The 20,007-nt window shown below is 72.4% G+C and carries 18 protein-coding genes; 11 read left to right on the top strand and 7 right to left on the bottom strand.

Annotated features, from left to right (window positions below; all coding sequences use genetic code 11):
* Positions 1–3 precede the first annotated feature (3 nt).
* Complete coding sequence (locus tag ACV530_RS02415; protein WP_494330499.1) at positions 4–366, bottom strand: DUF952 domain-containing protein; 363 nt, start codon at positions 364–366, stop codon at positions 4–6.
* Positions 367–407: 41 nt separating this feature from the next.
* On the opposite strand from ACV530_RS02415, the gene ACV530_RS02410 reads away from it, so the two are divergent.
* From ACV530_RS02410 to der, 4 genes are all read left to right on the top strand, one after another.
* Positions 408–1,487 (top strand): prephenate dehydrogenase, encoded by a 1,080-nt coding sequence (locus ACV530_RS02410; RefSeq protein WP_494330498.1) that lies wholly within the window; start codon positions 408–410, stop codon positions 1,485–1,487.
* 99 nt (positions 1,488–1,586) lie between these two features.
* Positions 1,587–2,300 (top strand): (d)CMP kinase, encoded by a 714-nt coding sequence (gene cmk, locus ACV530_RS02405; RefSeq protein ID WP_494330497.1) that lies wholly within the window; start codon positions 1,587–1,589, stop codon positions 2,298–2,300.
* Positions 2,261–2,938, top strand: coding sequence for a lysophospholipid acyltransferase family protein (locus tag ACV530_RS02400; RefSeq protein ID WP_494330496.1), 678 nt, complete (start codon positions 2,261–2,263; stop codon positions 2,936–2,938). Before cmk ends, ACV530_RS02400 begins: the two co-directional genes overlap by 40 nt.
* 62 nt (positions 2,939–3,000) lie before the next feature.
* The gene (der, locus tag ACV530_RS02395) at positions 3,001–4,461 is read left to right on the top strand and encodes a ribosome biogenesis GTPase Der (RefSeq protein WP_494330495.1); all 1,461 of its coding nucleotides are present in this window, start codon (positions 3,001–3,003) and stop codon (positions 4,459–4,461) included.
* 21 nt (positions 4,462–4,482) lie between these two features.
* Here the strand turns inward: der and ACV530_RS02390 are convergent, their stop codons facing one another.
* Together ACV530_RS02390 and ACV530_RS02385 are read right to left on the bottom strand one after the other, a co-directional pair.
* Positions 4,483–4,815, bottom strand: a complete 333-nt coding sequence (locus ACV530_RS02390) for a hypothetical protein (protein ID WP_494330494.1) — start codon at positions 4,813–4,815, stop codon at positions 4,483–4,485.
* A 172-nt stretch (positions 4,816–4,987) separates the two neighbouring features.
* Positions 4,988–5,764, bottom strand: a complete 777-nt coding sequence (locus ACV530_RS02385; protein WP_494330493.1) for a DUF8842 C-terminal domain-containing protein — start codon at positions 5,762–5,764, stop codon at positions 4,988–4,990.
* A 218-nt stretch (positions 5,765–5,982) separates the two neighbouring features.
* On the opposite strand from ACV530_RS02385, the gene ACV530_RS02380 reads away from it, so the two are divergent.
* Complete coding sequence (locus tag ACV530_RS02380) at positions 5,983–7,233, top strand: glycosyltransferase family 4 protein (protein ID WP_494330492.1); 1,251 nt, start codon at positions 5,983–5,985, stop codon at positions 7,231–7,233.
* Complete coding sequence (locus tag ACV530_RS02375; RefSeq protein ID WP_494330491.1) at positions 7,230–8,120, top strand: hypothetical protein; 891 nt, start codon at positions 7,230–7,232, stop codon at positions 8,118–8,120. Before ACV530_RS02380 ends, ACV530_RS02375 begins: the two co-directional genes overlap by 4 nt.
* Here the strand turns inward: ACV530_RS02375 and ctaD are convergent.
* A complete protein-coding gene (ctaD, locus tag ACV530_RS02370; RefSeq protein ID WP_494330490.1) occupies positions 8,117–9,772 on the bottom strand; it encodes an aa3-type cytochrome oxidase subunit I in 1,656 nt (551 codons plus the stop codon). The two genes, ACV530_RS02375 and ctaD, sit on opposite strands and share 4 nt — an antisense overlap.
* Before the next feature lie 405 nt (positions 9,773–10,177).
* Between ctaD and ACV530_RS02365 the strand changes: the two genes are divergently transcribed.
* The gene (locus ACV530_RS02365; RefSeq protein WP_494330489.1) at positions 10,178–10,393 is read left to right on the top strand and encodes an I78 family peptidase inhibitor; all 216 of its coding nucleotides are present in this window, start codon (positions 10,178–10,180) and stop codon (positions 10,391–10,393) included.
* Between the two features lie 56 nt (positions 10,394–10,449).
* Here ACV530_RS02365 and ACV530_RS02360 read toward each other — a convergent pair whose 3' ends face one another.
* Both ACV530_RS02360 and ACV530_RS02355 read right to left on the bottom strand, forming a co-directional pair.
* A complete protein-coding gene (locus ACV530_RS02360) occupies positions 10,450–11,448 on the bottom strand; it encodes a phosphatase PAP2 family protein (RefSeq protein ID WP_494330488.1) in 999 nt (332 codons plus the stop codon).
* A 283-nt stretch (positions 11,449–11,731) separates the two neighbouring features.
* On the bottom strand, positions 11,732–12,943 hold the full coding sequence (locus tag ACV530_RS02355) for a hypothetical protein (protein WP_494330487.1): 1,212 nt from the start codon (positions 12,941–12,943) through the stop codon (positions 11,732–11,734).
* A 143-nt stretch (positions 12,944–13,086) separates the two neighbouring features.
* Between ACV530_RS02355 and ACV530_RS02350 the strand changes: the two genes are divergently transcribed.
* Both ACV530_RS02350 and ACV530_RS02345 read left to right on the top strand, forming a co-directional pair.
* Positions 13,087–14,706, top strand: coding sequence for an MFS transporter (locus ACV530_RS02350; RefSeq protein ID WP_494330486.1), 1,620 nt, complete (start codon positions 13,087–13,089; stop codon positions 14,704–14,706).
* Between the two features lie 39 nt (positions 14,707–14,745).
* A complete protein-coding gene (locus tag ACV530_RS02345; protein ID WP_494330485.1) occupies positions 14,746–15,936 on the top strand; it encodes an acyl-CoA dehydrogenase family protein in 1,191 nt (396 codons plus the stop codon).
* Positions 15,937–15,965: 29 nt separating this feature from the next.
* Here ACV530_RS02345 and ACV530_RS02340 read toward each other — a convergent pair whose 3' ends face one another.
* Positions 15,966–16,403: a cell division protein SepF gene (locus tag ACV530_RS02340; protein WP_494330484.1), complete on the bottom strand. Its 438-nt coding sequence runs from the start codon at positions 16,401–16,403 to the stop codon at positions 15,966–15,968.
* Positions 16,404–16,641: 238 nt separating this feature from the next.
* On the opposite strand from ACV530_RS02340, the gene ACV530_RS02335 reads away from it, so the two are divergent.
* The gene (locus ACV530_RS02335) at positions 16,642–17,847 is read left to right on the top strand and encodes a DUF5685 family protein (RefSeq protein WP_494330483.1); all 1,206 of its coding nucleotides are present in this window, start codon (positions 16,642–16,644) and stop codon (positions 17,845–17,847) included.
* A 333-nt stretch (positions 17,848–18,180) separates the two neighbouring features.
* Positions 18,181–20,001, top strand: a complete 1,821-nt coding sequence (locus ACV530_RS02330; protein ID WP_494330482.1) for an FAD/NAD(P)-binding protein — start codon at positions 18,181–18,183, stop codon at positions 19,999–20,001.
* Positions 20,002–20,007: the final 6 nt, after the last annotated feature.

Genomic DNA, 20,007 nt, shown 5'->3' with positions numbered 1-20,007 from the left:
GGGTCACGACCAGACGGCCAGGCTCTGCGCCCTGCCCTCCTCGTCCCGCACGATCTCCATCATCCCGTCGACCGCCTCTCGGTTGATCCGCCCGTACACGTGCGGGAAGAGCGTCCCCGGGGCGACCCCCTCGGGCAGCGTCCCGGCCGCCGCCTCCCAGCGGACCAGGACGCCGAGCTTGTGCTCGTCGACGAGCAGCACCATCAGCGGGCCCGGGGTGTCGCGGTAGAAGGCCGAGGCCACCGCGAGGGTCGTCGCCTCGTCCGGGGAACAGTGCACGAAGCCCTCGGTCTCGAGCGAGGCGGGGGCGAACGGGCGGTCGGGCAGGGCCAGCCAGTCGTCCAGGGGCACCACATGAAAGATCATGCCCACGGTTGTACCGGACGAGGGCCCACTAGGGTGGGAGCGTGAGAACCGCCCTCGTCATCGGCACCGGTCTGATCGGCACCTCCGCCGCGCTCGCCCTCGCGAGCCGCGGTGTCCAGGTCCACCTCAGGGACCACGACGCCGCCCAGGCCCACACCGCCGCCGCCCTCGGCGCCGGCACCGACCAGGAACCCGACGGGCCGGTGGACCTCGTCGTCGTCGCCGTCCCGCCCGCGCACGTCGCCGCCACGCTCGCCGAGGCCATCGGCAGCGGGGCCGCCCGCGCCTACCTCGACGTCGCCAGCGTCAAGGGCGGCCCGCGCCGCGACCTGGAGGCGCTCGGCTGCGACCTGTCCGCCTACCTCGGCTCGCACCCGATGGCCGGGCGCGAGCGCTCCGGGCCGCTGGCGGCCACCGCCGACCTCTTCGAGGGCCGGCCGTGGGTGCTCACCCCCACCCGGGACACCGACACCGAGGTCCTCAACCTCGCCCTCGAGCTCGTCGCCCTGTGCCGCGCCGTCCCCGTCGTCATGGACGCCGACGCCCACGACCGCGCCGTCGCGCTCGTTTCGCACACCCCCCAGCTGGTCTCCAGCATGGTCGCCGCGCGCCTGCGGGACGCCGACGAGACCGCCGTACGGCTGTGCGGCCAGGGCATCCGCGACGTGACCCGCATCGCGGCCTCCGACCCGCGCATGTGGCTCGAGATCCTCTCCGCCAACCCCGGCCCCGTAGCGGACGTGCTCGCCGCCCTCGCCGCCGACCTCGACGAGACCGTACGGGCCCTGCGCTCCCTCCAGGCCGGTGACGGGAAGTCGGCCGGCGCCGTGGACCTCGAGGACGTGCTGCGCCGCGGCAACGACGGCCGTGCCCGCGTCCCCGGCAAGCACGGTGCCGCCCCGGCCGCGTACGAGACGGTGACCGTCCTCATCGGCGACCAGCCCGGCGAGCTGGCCAGGATCTTCGCGGACGCGGGCCGGGCGGGCGTGAACATCGAGGACGTCCGTATCGAGCACGCCACCGGCCAGCAGTCGGGTCTGATCCAGCTGCTGGTCGAGCCGACCGCCGTGCCGGGGCTGACGGCGACGCTCCGCGAGCGGGGCTGGGCGGTCCGGCAGTAGGGGGCCGCCGGGAACCCCGGATCCGCACGGTCGGGCGAGCCAGTAACCTTGGGTGGGCCCCATTCGGCCCGAAACCTCATCGCCCCGTGCACAAGGAAGGTGTCTGACACCGTGGAAACCGCCGCCCGGACCGCCCCGGCAGCAGTCATCGTCGGCATCGACGGCCCCTCCGGCACGGGCAAGTCCAGCACTTCCAAAGCCGTGGCCGCCAAGCTGGGCCTGCGCTACCTGGACACGGGTGCGCAGTACCGCGCGATCACCTGGTGGATGCTGGCCAACGGCATCGATGTGAACGACGCCGCGTCCGTGGCCGCCGCCGCGGGCAAGCCGGAGATCGTCTCCGGCACCGACCCGTCCGCGCCGACGATCACGGTCGACGGGGCGGACGCCTCCGGCCCGATCCGCACCCAGGAGGTCACCTCCGCGGTGAGCGCGGTCAGCGCGGTGCCCGAGGTGCGCACCCGGATGACCGAGCTCCAGCGGGCGATCGCCGCCGAGGCCCCGGCGGGCATCGTGGTCGAGGGCCGTGACATCGGCACCACCGTCCTGCCGGACGCCGACCTCAAGATCTTCCTCACCGCCTCGGCCGAGGCCCGCGCCGCCCGCCGCAACGGTGAGCTCAAGGGCAAGGAGGCCGCCGACCTGGCCGCCACCCAGGCCGCCCTGGTCAAGCGGGACGCCGCCGACTCCGGCCGCAAGACCTCGCCGCTCGCCAAGGCGGACGACGCGGTCGAGGTGGACACCACCGAGCTGACCCTGGACCAGGTCATCGAGTGCGTCGTCACTCTGATCGAGGAGAAGCGGTCGGCGTGAGTGCCTCCGCCTCCGGTGCCGCCGTCGGCCGGCGGATCGGCATCGGCCTGATGTACGGGCTGTGGAAGCCCCGCGTGCTGGGCGCCTGGCGGATGCCCGCCACGGGGCCCTGCATCCTGGCCGTGAACCACTCCCACAACATCGACGGCCCGATGCTGATGGGCACCGCACCCCGCCCGGTGCACTTCCTGATCAAGAAGGAAGCGTTCATCGGTCCCCTCGCCCCGTTCCTGCGCGGAATCGGGCAGCTCGAGGTGGACCGTACGAGCACCGACCGCACCGCGGTCACCAATGCGCTGGAGATCCTCCGGCGCGGCGACGTCCTCGGGATCTTCCCCGAGGGCAGCCGGGGCGAGGGCGACTTCGCCTCCCTGCGGGCCGGGCTCGCCTACTTCGCGGTGCGCTCCGGCGCACCGGTCGTGCCGGTGGCGATGCTCGGCAGCGCCGAGCGCAAGGGCCGCGTCATACCGGCGCTGCCGCCCCTGAAGGGCCGCGTGGACGTGGTCTTCGGCGACCCGTTCCGGGCCGACGACGGCAGCGGCCGGCGCACCCGCAAGGCGCTGGACGAGGCGACCGTGCGCATCCAGGAGCACCTGGGCGCGCACCTGGCGGACGCCAAGCGGCTCACCGGCCGCTGACACAGACTTGAGTAGCGGGTCGTAAGGGCCCGCCGACCAGAGAAGAACGAGGAACGGACTTCATGAACGACCAGATCCACACCGGCGACGAGCACGGTGAGCTCGGTGCCGCCGAGTACGCGGAGTTCATGGAGCTCGCGGCGCTGGAGGGCTTCGACGCGGAGGAGGTCGAGGAGGGCCTCGCCGCCGCCGGTCACGGCCCGCTGCCCGTGCTCGCCGTGGTCGGCCGGCCCAACGTCGGCAAGTCGACGCTGGTGAACCGCGTCATCGGCCGCCGCGAGGCCGTCGTCGAGGACCGCCCCGGCGTCACCCGTGACCGCGTCACGTACGAGGCCGAGTGGGCCGGCCGCCGCTTCAAGGTCGTCGACACCGGCGGCTGGGAGCAGGACGTGCTCGGCATCGACGCGTCCGTCGCCGCCCAGGCGGAGTTCGCCATCGAGGCCGCCGACGCGGTGGTCTTCGTCGTGGACGCCACCGTCGGCGCCACCGACACCGACGAGGCCGTCGTCAAGCTGCTGCGCCGCGCGGGCAAGCCCGTCGTGCTGTGCGCCAACAAGGTCGACGGCCCCTCCGCCGAGGCCGACGCCGCCGCCCTGTGGTCGCTGGGCCTGGGCGAGCCGCACCCCGTCTCCGCCCTGCACGGCCGTGGCACCGGCGACATGCTCGACGCGGTCCTCGAGGCGCTGCCCGACGCCCCGGCCCAGACCTTCGGCACCGCCGTCGGCGGCCCGCGCCGCATCGCGCTCATCGGCCGCCCCAACGTCGGCAAGTCGTCGCTGCTGAACCAGGTGGCGGGGGAGGAGCGGGTCGTCGTCAACGAGCTGGCCGGCACCACCCGTGACCCGGTGGACGAGCTGATCGAACTGGGCGGGAAGACCTGGAAGTTCGTGGACACCGCCGGCATCCGCCGCCGCGTCCACCTCGTGGAGGGCGCCGACTACTACGCCTCGCTGCGCACCGCCGCCGCCGTGGAGAAGGCGGAGGTCGCGGTCATCCTCATCGACGCGTCCGAGTCCATCAGCGTGCAGGACCAGCGGATCATCACGATGGCCGTCGAGGCGGGCCGTGCGCTCGTCCTCGCCATCAACAAGTGGGACACCCTCGACGAGGAGCGCCGCTACTACCTCGAGCGCGAGATCGAGACCGAGCTCGGCCAGATCCAGTGGGCCCCGCGCGTCAACGTCTCGGCCCGCACCGGCCGGCACATGGAGAAGCTCGTGCCCGCGATCGAGACGGCCCTCGAGGGCTGGGAGACGCGGGTGCCGACCGGCAGGCTCAACGCCTTCCTCGGCGAGCTCGTCGCCGGGCACCCGCACCCGATCCGCGGCGGAAAGCAGCCGCGCATCCTCTTCGGCACCCAGGCGGGCACCCGCCCGCCCCGGTTCGTCCTCTTCGCCTCCGGCTTCCTGGAGGCCGGCTACCGCCGCTTCGTCGAGCGGCGGCTCCGCGAGGAGTTCGGCTTCGAGGGGACGCCCATCCACATCTCGGTCCGGGTGCGTGAGAAGCGCGGCCGCAAGAAGTAGCCGCAGGCGGGGCGTGCGGGGCTAATACCCCCGCACACGTCCGTCACGCTGACCGGGCGGCAGCGCCGGCACCTGAGTGCCGCGCTGCCGCCCGGGCGTTTGGTACGTGTCCCACGTCCCGGACCAGCCCGAGTGACCCGGGTAGGGGGAGTGCCCGGTGAGCTGCCCGTAGTAGCCCTGGCCGGTGCCGTACGGCTGCTGGCTGTTGAAGCCCTTGAACCCCAGCTCCTCCTCGCCCGCCCGGTCGCCGGGCAGCGTGCGGAAGGAACGGCGGAACTCGGAACAGAGAGCGTCGAAGATCGGGGTGACCGAGGCGGGGCGGCTCTGGGGGGAGGCATCGCGGGGTGGGCGCATGCCGGGGATGTAGTTCTGGTACGACGTCCGGGAAACGGGTTCGTAAGAGTACACATCCCTGCCAACGACACCGGGGCCCATCGGATGCGGCCGTGACCGGGAATGATCCCCCGCGCCCGGGAGCGCGGGGGTGCGTATGGGGCGCGTGTGCACCCCGTACGTGTGCCCCCGGTCAGGTGCCCGCGAGCGGCATGGTCGCGCCGACCAGGCGCCCGGCCGCCGCCGCGCGGTCCAGGGCGTCCCGGAGCAGGTCCTCGCGGGGCTGCTGGCCGATCGTGCCGACCGGGGCCGCGAAGACCAGCACCCGCTGGGCCTTCGTGACCGCCGCCCGCCACTCGTCGGCGACCCGCATCGCCTGGTGCGCCTGCCACCAGGCGACGGGGGAGGTGCCCACGATGCCCGGCTGGAGGATCGCGTGCAGCTGGCCCATGGCCACCAGCACCGACCAGCCCGGGTTGGGGTCCGGTACGCGGTCGAGGGCGGGGACCGGCCTGAAGCCCTGCTCGACGAGCAGCTCCAGGAAGACGTCCACGGGCCCGGTGGTGCCAGGGCGGGCGATCGGGGACAGCGGCTCGACGACGAGTGCCGGGAGCACCTCGCCGGCGACCAGGATCAGACCGCTGGTGACCCCCAGCTCGGCCTGGAGCGGGATCTCCCTCGCGGCCGGTTCCTCCCCGGAGGTGATCGACTGCACGGCGCTCTGGAGCTGTTCCTCGGAGACGGGAACGACCTGGGAGGGGATGCAGGCGGCGTGTGCGAACGCGAGCACCGCCGTCTCCTCGCCGACGAAGAGCACCGTGCTGGTGCGCTCGCGCTCGGTGTCGCCGGGGGTGCGGCAGGAGGTGCAGTCGTAGGTACCCGGGGCGTTGTCGCCACCGAGCAGTCGGTCCGCTTCTTCATCGCCGATCTCGGCGCGTACATCGTCGCTGACGTCGAGCATGCGAGGCACTGGGGCTCCTCGGAACTTCGGTGCGTGGCGCCGGGCGGTTCCCGGCTCATAACGAGGACAACGGACGACGCACGGCAGGGGTCACGCCCAGGCCTTCGTCATGGAATCCTCATGGTCCGGTCAACAAGTCGCCGCCCGGGACGAACCCCCGGGGCGCCAGTACGCTCTAACCTCTCAGGAGGCGCGCCACCAGGCACGCACACCGGCTGCGGGGACGAATGCACATCTCATTCCTGATTCACAATGCCTACGGCATCGGCGGCACGATCCGCACCACGTACAACCTCGCGGGCACGCTCGCGGAGCACCACGACGTGGAGATCGTGTCGGTCTTCCGGCACCGTGACGAACCGGTTTTCTCCGCCCCCGGCAAGGTGCGGCTGCGCCACCTCGTGGACCTGCGCAAGGACAGCCCCGACTACGCGGGCGACAACCCCGACTACGAGCGCCCCGCCTCCTTCTTCCCGGCCTCCGAGGGCCGCTACAAGCAGTACAGCGCGCTGACGGACCGGCGGATCGCCGAGCACCTGCGCGGCCTCGACTGCGACGTGGTCGTGGGCACCCGCCCCGGCCTCAACGTGCACATCGCCCAGCAGGCCCGCCGCGGCCCCGTGCGCGTCGGCCAGGAGCACCTGACGCTCTCCACGCACTCCGCCCCCCTCAAGCTGACGCTGCGCACCCACTACCCCCGCCTCGACGCCGTCACCACCGTGACCGAGGCCGACGCCGAGACGTACCGCAAGCTGATGCGGCTGCCCGGCGTCCGGGTCGAGGCGGTGCCCAACAGCATCCCCGCCCCGGCCGTCGCCCCCGCGGACTTCTCCGGCAAGTGGGTCGTCGCCGCGGGCCGGCTCGCCCCGGCCAAGCGCTACGACGTGCTGATCCGCGCCTTCGCGAAGGTCGTCGCCGAGCGCCCCGACTGGCGGCTGCGGATCTACGGCGCCGGTGCCGAGCGGGCCAAGCTGCGGGCCCTCATCGACAAGCTCGGCCTCTACAACCACGTCCTCCTCATGGGCCCCGCCAATCCGCTCGACCCGGAGTGGGTCAAGGGCTCCATCGGTGCCGTGACCTCCAGCCTGGAGTCCTTCGGCATGACGATCGTCGAGGCCATGCGCTGCGGCCTGCCCGTCGTGGCCACCGACTGCCCGCACGGCCCCGCCGAGATCATCGACAACGGTGTCGACGGACTGCTGGTGCCGGTCGGCAAGGTCGACGCGATCGCGGGCGGACTGCTGAAGCTGATCAACGACGACGAGCTGCGCCGGCGGATGGGGCAGCGGGCCCTCGAGAACGCGGCCCGCTTCGACCCGGCCGAGGTGGCCGGGCGCTACGAGAAGCTGTTCGCCGACCTGACCGCGCGCGGTTCGCTGCGCGGTTCGCTGCACCGTACCCGCGGGGCCCTGCTCAGCAGCGCCCTGCGCACGACGGACGCCGGCCGCAGCGCCCTGCGACGGGTGCGTGCCGCATGACGCATTCCACCGGCGATCCCCGCCTTCACACCCCCGAGGAGTCCCCCATCGTGTCTGCCCCGCCGCGCGCCGACTGCATCGCGGATTCCGCGGGCGGACTCACCTTCGACCTCGACGCCCCCGGGCACGCCGACGCCTCCGGCCACTGGTCGGCGGCCCTGGTGCTGCTCCGCCGCGGCGGCGACGGGACGGAAGAGGTCCGCCTGCCGCTCACGCCCAACGGTGACGGACGCCTGCGGGCCGTCCTGCCCAGCACCGTCGCGCTGCCCGAGGGCCGCTGGGACGTGTACGTGGACTGCGGCGAGCCCGAGCCGACGCGGCTGCTGCCGGGGCTCGCCGACCTGCGCTCGCTGGTCGACCGCCGGCCCGGCCTGGCCACCTCGCCGCTCGCGGTCCGCATCCCGTACGCGACCAAGCACGGCAACCTCTCCCTGCGCAGCTGGCAGCGCGCCCCGCACGCGGAGGCCGGGGACCTGGTCCTCGACGGCAAGGGCATCACCGTGCACGGCGTCCTTCACCGGGTCGAGGACGCCGAGGAGTGGCTCGGCGGGGCCGTGGCCGAGGCACGCTGCCGCCGCACCCCCGGCCTGGTCCGTACGGCGCCGCTGACGGCCGAGGGCCAGGAGTTCACCTTCACGCTCTCCTACCCGGAGCTGTGCGAGGAGTGGCAGGGCGGCCTGGACGTGTGGGACCTGTGGCTGCGCCGCTCCGACGGCTCGGCCGAGGTGCGCGTCGCCCGCATCCTGGACGACATCGCGGACAAGAAACAGATCTTCGTCTACCCGCCGCACTCCGTCGACGCCCCGTACGCGCCCGCCCAGGCCGGCCCGTACTACACCGCCGACAACGACCTCTCGGTGCGCGTCGACGAACGCCCGCAGTCCTAAGGGGTCTTGGCCGGCTCCGTCGTCTCGGGGTGGTGCAGGTCGAAGGCGGGGGACTCGGAGCGGATGCGGGGGATGGCGGTGAAGTTGTGGCGGGGCGGCGGGCAGGAGGTCGCCCACTCCAGCGAGCGGCCGAAGCCCCAGGGGTCGTCGACCCCGACCTTCTTGCCGTACTTCGCCGTCTTCCAGACGTTGTAGAGGAACGGCAGCGTCGACAGGCCCAGCAGGAACGCCCCGATCGTGGAAATGGTGTTGAGCGCGGTGAAGCCGTCCGCCGCCAGGTAGTCGGCGTAACGGCGCGGCATGCCGGCCGCGCCCAGCCAGTGCTGGACGAGGAACGTGGTGTGGAACCCCACGAACAGCGTCCAGAAGTGGACCTTCGCCAGCCGCTCGTCCATCATCTTCCCGGTCAGCTTCGGCCACCAGAAGTAGAAGCCGGCGAACATCGCGAACACCACCGTCCCGAACACCACGTAGTGGAAGTGCGCCACCACGAAGTAGGTGTCCGTGACGTGGAAGTCCAGCGGCGGCGAGGCCAGGATCACCCCGGTGAGCCCGCCGAACAGGAAGCTCACCAGGAAGCCCACGGCCCACAGCATCGGTGACTCGAAGGACAGCGAGCCCTGCCACATGGTGCCGATCCAGTTGAAGAACTTCACCCCGGTCGGCACCGCGATCATGAAGGACAGGAAGGAGAAGAAGGGCAGCAGCACCGCGCCCGTCGCGAACATGTGGTGCGCCCAGACGACCACCGACAGGGCCGTGATCGCCATGGTCGCGCCGATCAGCATCACATAGCCGAAGATCGGCTTGCGGGAGAAGACCGGGATGATCTCGGTGATGATGCCGAAGAACGGCAGCGCGATGATGTAGACCTCGGGATGGCCGAAGAACCAGAACAGGTGCTGCCACAGCAGCGCTCCGCCGTTCGCCGCCTCGAAGACCACCGCCCCGAACCGCCGGTCCGCCTCCAGGCACAGCAGCGCCGCCGCCAGGACCGGGAAGGCCAGCAGGATCAGGATCGATGTGAACAGCACGTTCCAGGTGAAGACGGGCATCCGGAACATCGTCATGCCGGGGGCCCGCATGCCGATGATGGTCGTCAGGAAGTTCACCGCGCCGAGGATGGTGCCGAAGCCGGACAGCGCGAGGCCCATGATCCACAGGTCGGTGCCGATCCCCGGCGAGCGCACGGCGCTGCTCAGCGGCGCGTAGCCGGTCCAGCCGAAGCTCGCGCCGCCCTCGGGGGTGAGCAGGCTGCCCACCACGATCAGGCCGCCGAAGAGGTACAGCCAGTACGCGAGCATGTTGAGCCGTGGGAACGCCACGTCCGGTGAGCCGATCTGCAGCGGCATGATGGCGTTGGCGAACCCCGCGAAGGCCGGGGTCGCGAAGAGCAGCAGCATGATCGTGCCGTGCGCGGTGAAGGCCTGGTTGAACTCCTCGGTGGTCATGAACTGCAGGCCCGGACGGGCCAGTTCGGCGCGCATCAGCATCGCCAGCGCCCCGGCCGCCAGGAAGAACCCGAACGACGTGATGAGATAGAGGTTGCCGATCTTCTTGTGGTCGGTGGTCGTCAGCCAGTCCACCAGGACCGCGCCGGGACGCCGCTCCCTGGCGGGAGCGGCGCTCGCCTGCGCCGTGTCGGTCCCCATCCGTGCCCCCTCGCTCGCTCTCGGCTCCTGCGGCCTGTCGTGCACATGGGTCTCTCGGGCACCCGCCATGATGCTCGCCCGGCGGGCATGGCGCGAGACCGCCTCGCCGGGGGATATTCCGGAATTGGATATTCCGGTTGTTGGGTAGCAACGTGCCGCAGCTGCTGGGCAATTGCAGTCGCGCGCACGGTACGCGCATCCTGTCCAGGAAATCGCGGGGAAATTCCGGTCGCCGTCCGGGGAGCTGTCGCGGGCATTACGGGAAGGTGCCGTGAATTCCGCGGCCGCCGCCGGACAATGGTGACCGGAGGGCTGGAAAAGACCCCTGGGGGTGATCTGCGTTACGGTAAACCCGGCTGGGGATCACTGTGACAAAAGCGTGACCCAACGCCTACGGTGGCCCTCATGGTGCCCCTTCCGAACCTGCCCGCCGACCCCGACGACGACCCCGAGGGCTATGTCGGCCTGGATGCCGCCCGCGCCGGGATCCGGGCGCGCGAGCGCGGCTGGACGACCGTACGCGCGCTGGCGCCCGGCACCCTGATCACCCTGGAATACGTGACGGGCCGGCTGAACTTCGAGGTCGTGGACGGAACCGTGCGGCGCTGCTGGAAGGGCTGAAACGCGAACGGCCGCCCCGGGATGCCCGGGACGGCCGTTCGCGACAGGTGCGCGGGTCAGACGGTCCTGCCGCGGCCCGTTGCCGGGACCGGCGGCTGGGTGCGCGGTGTCCGGTCGGAGTGCGGCGGGCGGCGGCTGCCGGTCGGGGTGACAGGGGTCCGCTCGGAGCGGGCCGTGTGCGGCCGGGCCGGCAGGTGCGGTCTGGGGTCCGGTACGCGCCCGGCACGCTGGCCGGCGCCCACGGGCTCGCGCGCGGGCAACTGGTCGTCGCCGGGGCGGCGCGGGGCCCACACCCCGGCGGGTGCCGCCATGGCGGGGGTGAGCGGGCCGCGCTCGCGCAGCCGCGCCCAGGCGGCGAACAGCCATGCCTCCGTACGGGCCATGAGGGGCTCGAACCAGGGCAGGGCGAGCAGCACCAGCAGGCCCGCCGTCCAGCCGAGCGTCACGTCGCTCATCCAGTGCGTGCCGAGGTAGACGGTCGTCATGCCGACGCCGAATCCGAGCATCGCGGCCGCCACCGAGGCCACCCGGCGGGCCCGCGGCGTGGTCGCCAGATATGCCAGCACACCCCAGGTGACCACGGCGTTCGCCGTGTGGCCCGAGGGGAATATGTCGCCACCGGCGAACATCTCGTTCGAGCCGATGGCGGTGGCGTAGTGCGGCCCGAGCCGGCCCATCCCTATCTTGGCGGCGCCCACGGTCGCGTTCAGCAGCAGCAGCGTGGTGCCCAGCACCAGCAGGGGCCGCAGGGTCTTGCGCTTGTACGAGCACCATCCCAGCCACGCGGCGACCGCGACGGCGGTCGGGCCGCGCTGGCCCAGCACCACGAAGTAGTCGAGGAACGTGTGGAACTCCGGCCACTGCTTGTACGGCCGGAAGAGCATGACCTGCCAGTCGAACCGCACCGGCCAGGACGTGGTCAGCACGCCGACCACGATCGCCGTGTAGACCACGGACGTCGCGGCGAAGATCCCCATCCGGGTCCGCGTCATCCGCGGCCGGGCGGGCTCGGTCGGGTGCTCCTCCACGGGGACGAGCTCGTCGTTGGTTCGCACCCAATCGACGTTACATTGCGTGACGGGAGGGTCCGGCCGATCGGAGCCTTTTGTGATGACGATGTGATGTGGAATGCGTCTCAAACAAGACTTTCGGCGCGTTTTCTTCGGTCGGGGCCGCCGAAATAAAGCCGGAATAAAAAAGCGCCAGGGTTCCCGTGCCGGACGGCCTCCGGGCATCCGGAGCGCCTTTAACGCTTTTCGTTTGCGGACGTTTATCGGAGCTTGGCCGGGCCGCAGTGCACCGTTTCCCGTTCCTTACCGGAGTTGCCGGGAACGCCGATCATGGCGGGCCGGAACCGTGCAGCCAGAACGCTCCGTAACAGGCCCCCGCCAGCGCCACCGCACTCACGACCAGCACCCCGCGGACCGTGCGCAGCCGGGCGAGCGCCACCGCGAGCGGCAGCAGCAGCGGGAACGCGGGCATCATCAGCCGCGGCTTCGACCCGAAGTACCCCTTCGCCGTCAGCGCGAGCAGCAGCACCACCCCGCCGTAGGCGAGGAGGGGGAGCGGCTGGCGCTGCCGCACCCCGGCCGCGTACAGCCACAGCACCAGCCCGACGCCGGCCAGCAGCGCGAGCCCCGCCGGGAAGGCCGGGCCGCCGAGGCGCTGCCCTATGAACGAGGCGAAGGCGAGCCCGCCGTCGAAGCCGTTGCCCCAGCCGCCCTGCACATCCAGATAGCCGGTCACGCTCCCGGTCCGGACCCCCACCCACGCCACGTACGCGAGCCAGCCCAGCGGCGCGAGCAGCACGCCCAGCAGCATCCGGGGCAACTCCCCGCGCAGCTCGTCGTGCCGCTCCCGCCGCAGCAGGGTCACCGCCGCCGTGAGCCACACGGCCGCCACCACCGCCGCGCCCACCGGGCGGGTCAGCCCGGCCAGGGCCGCGCACCAGCCCGCCCCTATCCACCGCCGGGTGAGGACCGCGTACGCGCCCCAGGCCGCCAGCGCGGTGAAGAGCGACTCCGAGTACGCCATCGACTGCACGATGCCGACCGGCAGCGCCGCCCAGAGCGCCGCCAGGGCGATGCCCGCCCGCCGGCCGTACAGCCGCTCGCCGATCGCGAAGATCCCCCACGCCGCCGCCAGCGACGCGACCGCGCTGACCACCAGCCCCGCGTCCGCCGCCGACAGCGGGAAGAGCGCCGACAGCGCCCGTTCCAGCCCCGGCAGCAGCGGGAAGAACGCCAGATCGGAGTGGACCTTGCCGCCGCCGAGGTGGAGCGTGTAGCCGTAGCCGTCCTCCGCTATGCGGGAGTACCACAGCGAGTCCCAGCGGGCCGACAGCAGTTGGTGCGGGTCCTTGCCCGCGAAGGCGCCCCACACCGCCAGCACCACCACGCCCAGCACCCGGATCGCCGCGTACGCCAGCAGCGCCGGAGCCGCTCGGCGCAGCGCCCCGGCCGGAGTGCGCCCGTCGAGGGCGCGCAGGCCGGAGCCGGTGCGTATGCCGGAGGGGGAGGCGAGAGAAGTCACCGACCGATTGTCCAGCATCCCCGGCGGCGGCGCGCACGGCTCCGGCGCCGGTGGCCTGGCGGGACTCGCGTACTCTGGCGTCTCACTCGTCCCCCCGGTGCCACTGGGCCCTCCGTGCCCTGCGGTGGTCCGCCGGGCGGACCCGACACGGAGGTGGGCGCATGCCCGGGACGGCCACGGCCCGCATTCGCCGGGCGGCGGGCGTTCCCCGGCAGCGTGTGCGGGCCGTGCGGGGGAGCGGGGCGGGGGCGAACCGCTGGACCGTCCTCGTCGTCCTCTGCGTCAGCCTGCTCCTCGTCGCCGTCGACGCCACCGTGCTGCACGTCGCAGTCCCCGCCGTCACCGCGGACCTGCGCCCCGGTGCGATACAGCTGCTGTGGATCGTCGACGTCTATCCCCTCGTCTGCGCCTCCCTGCTGATCCTCTTCGGCACGCTCGGCGACCGCGTCGGACGACGCCGGGTGCTGCTGCTGGGCTACGGCCTGTTCGGCCTGGCCTCCGCGATGGCCGCCGTCGCCACCACGCCCGGGGTGCTCGTCGCGGCCCGGGCGCTGCTGGGCGCCGGCGGCGCGATGATCATGCCCGCGACGCTCTCGATCCTCCGCCAGGTCTTCCCCGACCGGCGGGAGCGGGCGCTCGCGATCGGGGTCTGGAGCGCGGTGGCCGCGGTGGGCGCGGCCGTCGGCCCGCTGCTCGGCGGGCTGCTGCTCGAGCACTTCTGGTGGGGATCGGTCTTCCTCATCAACATCCCGCTGATGGCGGTGAGCATCCCGGTCGGCCGCTGGCTGCTGCCCGAGTCGACCGGCGACCGGGACGGGCCGTGGGACGTACTCGGCGCGCTGATGGCCGCGTTCGGGCTGTTCGGCATGGTCCTCGGGGTCAAGCGGATCGGCGGCGCCGAGCCGCTGTCCCTCGTCACCGTCGTCCCGCCCGCGCTCGGCTGTGCCCTGCTGGTCCTCTTCGTACGCCGCCAGCGCCGCCGCAGGCATCCGCTGGTCGACCTCACGATGTTCGCCCGCCCCGCGTTCGGCACCTCCGTGGGCTGCATCGTGCTGGCCATGCTCGCCCTGGTCGGCCTGGAACTGATCGCCGCCCAGTACCTCCAGCTCGTCCTCGGCCTCACCCCGCTCCAGACGGGCCTGCGACTGCTCCCGCTGACGCTGGCCGCCATGGCCGCGGGCCTCGCCGGCTCCCGGGTGCTGCACCGCTTCGGGCCGCGCGCGATGGTCTGCGCCGGGTTCGTGCTGACGGCGGTGGCGGTGCTCTCGCTGACGGTGATGGGCGACCAGGACCGGCCGGTGACCCTCATGGTGTGCTTCGTCCTGCTCGGCCTGGGCCTGGAGACCACGCTGTTCGGGGCGTACGAGTCGATGCTCAGCGAGGCTCCCGCCCGGGCGGCGGGCGGTGCCGCGGCGATCGGCGAGACCTCCTATCAGCTGGGCGCGGGCATCGGCATCGCCCTGCTGGGCAGCGTCATGAACGCCGCGTACGCGCCCGGCGTCAGCGACACCCCGGGCGTGCCGAGCGCGGCCGGCAAGGCCGCGAGCCATTCCCTCGGCGAGGCCTACGAGGTCGCCGACCGGCTCGGGGGCCCGGAGGGGACGGCCCTGCGGCAGGCGGCCCGCGCCGCCTTCGTCCACGGTCTGCACGTCACGCTCGCGGTGAGCGCGGTCCTGCTCCTCGCGGGCGCCCTCGCGGCACTGCGCCTGCCGCGCGCGGCGGACACCGAGGTGTGCGATGCCCCGGCCGAGGGGTGGACGGAACCGGTTACCGGGCCGTAGCGTCGGGGTGACCGGGATGATCACACGCCGGAGGCGACCATGTCCGCACGTGCCCTGCCGCCGTTCGACCCGCGTGACCCGCTGGGCCTCGACGAGCTGCTGACCGCCGAGGACCTGGCCGTGCGCAGCACCGTCCGCCAGTGGGCCGCCGACCGCGTGCTGCCGTACGTCGCCGAGTGGTACGAGCGCGGCGAGCTGCCCGGCATCCGTGAACTGGCGCGCGAGCTCGGCTCGCTGGGCGCCCTCGGCATGTCGCTGACCGGCTACGGCTGCGCGGGCGCGAGCGCCGTCCAGTACGGGCTGGTCTGCCTGGAGCTGGAGGCCGCCGACTCCGGTGTGCGCTCGCTGGTCTCCGTCCAGGGCTCGCTGGCGATGTACGCGATCCACCGCTTCGGTTCCGAGGAGCACAAGCAGCGCTGGCTGCCCGGCATGGCCGCCGGCGAGATCATCGGCTGCTTCGCGCTGACCGAGCCCGACCACGGCTCGGACCCTGCCGGTATGCAGACGTACGCCAAGCGCGACGCGGGCGGCGACTGGGTGCTGACGGGCCGCAAGATGTGGATCACCAATGGCTCGGTGGCCGGTGTCGCGGTGGTGTGGGCGCAGACGGACGAGGGCATCCGGGGGTTCGTGGTGCCCACCGACAGCCGTGGCTTCTCGGCGCCCGAGATCAAGCACAAGTGGTCGCTGCGGGCCTCCGTCACCAGTGAGCTGGTCCTGGACGAGGTACGGCTGCCCGCGGACGCGGTGCTGCCGGGGGCGACCGGGCTGGGCGGGCCGCTCGGCTGTCTGAGCCATGCCCGGTACGGCATCGTGTGGGGCGCGATGGGCGCGGCGCGCGCGAGCTTCGAGGCGGCGCTCGACTACGCGCGCACGCGCGAGCAGTTCGGCAGGCCCATCGGCGGCTTCCAGCTCACCCAGGCCAAGCTGGCCGACATGGCGGTGGAACTGCACAAGGGGATACTGCTCGCCCACCATCTGGGGCGGCGGATGGACGCCGGGCGGCTGCGGCCGGAACAGGTCAGCTTCGGGAAGCTCAACAATGTGCGGGAGGCGATCGAGATCTGCCGTACGGCCCGGACGATCCTGGGGGCGAACGGGATCTCGCTCGAGTACCCCGTCATGCGGCATGCGACGAACCTGGAGTCGGTGCTCACGTACGAGGGCACCGTCGAGATGCACCAACTCGTGCTGGGCAAGGCGCTCACCGGCCTCGACGCGTTCCGGTAAGCGCCTGTCAGTTATCTGAGCTCTGGATCTCAGCTCTGGTTGAAGAAGCCGCCGTTCGCGCGGCTCACCGGTTCGCCGCTGACCACCTTGTAGTCGGCCGGCGTGAGCAGGAAGACGCGGGTGGCCACGCGCTCGATCGAGCCGCGCAGCCCGAACGTCAGCCCCGCCGCGAAGTCCACGACCCGCTTGGCGTCGCTCGGTTCCATGGCGGTGAGGTTGACGATCACCGGGACGCCGTCGCGGAAGAGTTCGCCGATGCCACGGGCGTCCCGGAAGCCGTCCGGGGTGACCGTCGCGATACGCGTGCCCTGTTCCTGTGCGGCCACGTCGGCCACCTGCACCTTGGGGTTGGTCACCCAGGAGTCACCGGGCTCGGGCCCCTCGGCGTACTCGTCGTCGTAGTAGCGCTCGTCGTCGTTGTCGTCGACGAGGCCAAGCCAGGCGCTCGCCTTACGCACCGAACCCATGGACGCCTCCTCTCACACGCGGTGTGTTCCGCCCGCCCCCCTATGGTCGTCCATGATGCGGATGATGTGCCAAGTGGATGGGGGCCAAGCGTGGATTTCGTGACGCATCTGGTGCAAAGCAGATGGCGGTGTATCAGAAACCCCTGAAGAAACCCGAGTGCACGGGCCGGGAGTGTTCGGTTCCGACCCTAGGTCTAGGATGCGCCGGGCCGCAGGAAGCTACACACGGGGGAAGGTTTTGTTCGGAATCGTCAGGCCATGCAGGCATCGCCTCTCCGAGAGGATGCACGCCGAGTGGATGGCTCATCTGTGCGGACTCTGCCTGGCTTTGAGGGGAGAACACGGACAATTCGCGCGAGTCGCGACTAATTACGACGGGTTGGTCATATCCGTCCTTGTCGAGGCGCAGACCCCGGAGGGCGGGGAGGCGGGAGCCTGGCGGCGAACGGCCGGTCCCTGCCCGCTGCGTGGCATGCGCACCGCCCCCGTGGCGCAGGGCGAGGGCGCACGGCTGGCGGCGTCCGTCTCGCTGGTGCTCGCCTCGGCGAAGCTGCGCGACCATGTCGCCGACCGCGACGGCCTCCTGGCGCGGCGTCCGATGGCCGCTGCCGCGCGCCGGGTTGCGGTGAAGTGGGACCGCGCGGGCGCCCGTACCGGCGCCGGCCTCGGCTTCGACACCACCCTCCTCGTCGACGCGGTCGAACGGCAGACGGGCCTGGAAGCCCTCGCGGGCCCCGGTACGCCCCTGCTGTCGCTGACCGAACCGACCGAGACGGCCACCGCCGCGGCCTTCGGCCACACCGCCGTACTGGCCGGACGGCCGGAGAACCGGGCGCCGTTGGAGGAGGCCGGACGGCTCTTCGGGCGGCTCGCACACCTGTTGGACGCCGTCGAGGACCTGGAACAGGACGCCGCGTCCGGCACCTGGAATCCGATCGCGGTCACGGGTACCGAACTCACCGACGTACGGCGGCTGTGCGACGACGCGGTGCACGGAGTGCGCCTGGCGCTGCGCGACGTGGAGTTCGCGAGCAGGTCGCAGGGCCGGCTCGCCCACCTGCTGCTGGCGCACGAGCTGGAACGCGCGGTCCAGCGGGCCTTCGCGTCCGGCGGCTGCCAAGCCCACGACCACCAGGGCGCGTTCGGCCCGCCGCCGGTGATGCCGCCGCCGGGCCCGCCAGCACCGCCCGAGCCGCCGAGGTGGGGCAAGCGGCGCGGGGCGATCGCGGGATGCGCGGTGTGGGCCGGCATGTTCTGTACGTGCCAGCTGTGCTGCCGTGACCCGTACTTCGACCCGTGGGACGGGCGACCGCGCAGGGCCTGGTGCAACTACTGCGATTGCTGTAACTGCTGCAACTGCAATTGTGATTGCGGTGGTTGCGATGGCTGCTGCGATTGTGACTGTGATTGCTGCTGTGATGGGTGCGACTGCGGGTGCAGCTGAGGGGAGGGGTGGCGGCGTCGAGCCGCCGTGACGGCAAAGGCAGACGGGACCGGGGTGTGAGGTCAGCCCGAACAGGAGGCCGACCACACCCGGCAGAAGTCGATGTGGCCCCGTGTGACCAGTCGCCGCCTTGAGTGCATGGTGCAAGTGGAACAGCCATCCACATGCCCGTCAACTCCCTTGTGTGCGGCCGTGAGACGCGATGCCCACAGTGCGGACAGGCTTGACAGCGGTCCGCACCTCCGGCTTAGCCTCGGCCTCCGGTCGTGCTGAGGGGCGCGGCCACCGGCAAGGGCAGCTTCGTGCTCGATCACGCCTTCACGGAGCTCCCGCATGCCCGCTCACCCCCCAAGCCCCTTCCCGTCCCTCGTCATCGTCGGCGCCGGACCACGCGGCACGGGCCTGGTCGAACGCATTGCCGCCAACGCGCCCGGAGTTCTGGGCTCCGGGCGGTTCGCGCTGCACCTCGTCGACCCGTACCCGCCCGGCGGCGGCCGGATCTGGCGGCACGACCAGTCGCCGCTGCTGTGGATGAACTCCATGGCCGGGGACATCACGATGTACACCGACGACTCGGCGACGATCGAGGGCCCGGTCCGCCCCGGCCCCACGCTCGCCGCGTGGGCGGCACGCGCGGGACAGTCGCTGCCCTCCGATGTCGCCGCCGAGGCCCGGGAGTTGACCGGCCAGAGCTTCGCGAGCCGCCGGCTGCAGAGCGCCTACCTCGGCGCGGTGTACGCGCAGGCGGTCGCCGCCCTGCCGCCCGGCATCACCGTCCACGAGCACCGCACGCGCGCCGTACGGCTCACCGGCCCGCGCACCGGACGGCAGCAGGTGTGGCTCGACGGCCGGGCCGAGCCGCTGCACGCCGACCTCGTCGTGCTCGCCCTCGGCCACCTCGCCACCGGCCCCGACGACGAACAGACGGCCCTCGCCGCCTTCGCCGACCGCCATGAACTCACCTACTTACCCCCCGAGTTCACCGCCGACAGCGACCTGAGCGTTCTGCGGCCCGGCGCGCACGTCCTCGTACGGGGCTTCGGGCTCGCCTTCGTCGACCTGATGGTGCTGCTCACCGAGGGGCGGGGCGGGCGCTACACGGACGACGGATCCGGCACCCTCGCCTACCATCCCTCGGGGCGCGAGCCCGTCCTGCACGTCGGCTCGCGGCGCGGAGTGCCCTACCGGGCCAAGCTCGGCTACGGCCCGAACGGCCAACAGCCGCCGCTGCCGCGCTACGTGGGCCCGTCCGCGATCGACGCCCTGCCGCGCCGCCCCGACTTCGCGCGCGACGTACGGCCCCTCGTCGACAAGGAGCTGGGCTTCGCCCACTATCACCGGCTGTTCACGGCGCACCCCGAACGCACCCGCGTCGCCTGGGCCGACTTCGAGGAGAAGTACGACGCCTGCGCCCCCGGCAGCGCCGAACTCCAGGCGCTGGTCGAGGAGTCCGTGCCCGACCCGGACGACCGCCTCGACCTGGACGCCCTCGACCACCCGCTGGCCGGTGTGCGCTACCCCGGCGCACAGGCGCTCCAGCACGGCCTGCGCGCCCACATCGAGGCCGACCTCGCCCGCAGGAACGACCCCCGGCACAGCCCCGATCTCGCCGTGTTCCTCGGCCTGTTGTCCGTCTACGCGCAGCTCGTCCGCCTCGGCGACACCGGCCCCTGGTGGCACGGCTTCTTCAGCTACCTCGCCTCCGGCCCGCCGAGCCCGCGGCTGCGGCAGCTGCTCGCGCTCTCCCGCGCCGGGGTGGTGCGCTTCGTCGGCGCGGACATGGCCGTCGAGGCCGATGCCGCGCGCGGCCTCTTCCGGGCGCACAGCGCGAGCCTGCCCGGGCACGCCGTCGAGGCGCGGGCGCTCGTCGAGGCCCGGCTGCCCGCGCCCTCCGTCCTGCGCTCCCGCGATCCGCTGCTGCGCGCCCTGGGCGCCGAGGCCGCCGTGACCCCCGGCGGGCTGCTGGCCGTCGACGCCGGGGACGGGCGCGTCCTCGGCCGCGACGGCCGCCCCCACCCCCGGCGCTTCGCGCTCGGCCCGTACACCGACGCCCGCTCGGCGGTGGCGTTCGCCCGGCCGGGCACGAACGCCGCCGCGTTCCGGCAGAACGACGCGACGGCCCGGACCGTCCTGGCCTTCCTGCGTGATCTGTAAAAACTT

The organism is Streptomyces sp. SX-6, from assembly GCF_059089585.1.
The sequence above is the reverse complement of the archived record's forward strand: the minus strand, read 5'-3'. Positions and strand labels throughout refer to the sequence as shown.

Coding starts and splice junctions, on each gene's coding strand:
- ACV530_RS02415 (WP_494330499.1), bottom strand. CDS start 366: ATGATCTTTCATGTGGTGCCCCTGGACGACTGGCTGGCCCTGCCCGAC.
- der (WP_494330495.1), top strand. CDS start 3,001: ATGAACGACCAGATCCACACCGGCGACGAGCACGGTGAGCTCGGTGCC.
- ACV530_RS02390 (WP_494330494.1), bottom strand. CDS start 4,815: ATGCGCCCACCCCGCGATGCCTCCCCCCAGAGCCGCCCCGCCTCGGTC.
- ACV530_RS02380 (WP_494330492.1), top strand. CDS start 5,983: ATGCACATCTCATTCCTGATTCACAATGCCTACGGCATCGGCGGCACG.
- ACV530_RS02375 (WP_494330491.1), top strand. CDS start 7,230: ATGACGCATTCCACCGGCGATCCCCGCCTTCACACCCCCGAGGAGTCC.
- ctaD (WP_494330490.1), bottom strand. CDS start 9,772: ATGGGGACCGACACGGCGCAGGCGAGCGCCGCTCCCGCCAGGGAGCGG.
- ACV530_RS02365 (WP_494330489.1), top strand. CDS start 10,178: ATGGTGCCCCTTCCGAACCTGCCCGCCGACCCCGACGACGACCCCGAG.
- ACV530_RS02355 (WP_494330487.1), bottom strand. CDS start 12,943: ATGCTGGACAATCGGTCGGTGACTTCTCTCGCCTCCCCCTCCGGCATA.
- ACV530_RS02350 (WP_494330486.1), top strand. CDS start 13,087: ATGCCCGGGACGGCCACGGCCCGCATTCGCCGGGCGGCGGGCGTTCCC.
- ACV530_RS02345 (WP_494330485.1), top strand. CDS start 14,746: ATGTCCGCACGTGCCCTGCCGCCGTTCGACCCGCGTGACCCGCTGGGC.
- ACV530_RS02340 (WP_494330484.1), bottom strand. CDS start 16,403: ATGGGTTCGGTGCGTAAGGCGAGCGCCTGGCTTGGCCTCGTCGACGAC.
- ACV530_RS02330 (WP_494330482.1), top strand. CDS start 18,181: ATGCCCGCTCACCCCCCAAGCCCCTTCCCGTCCCTCGTCATCGTCGGC.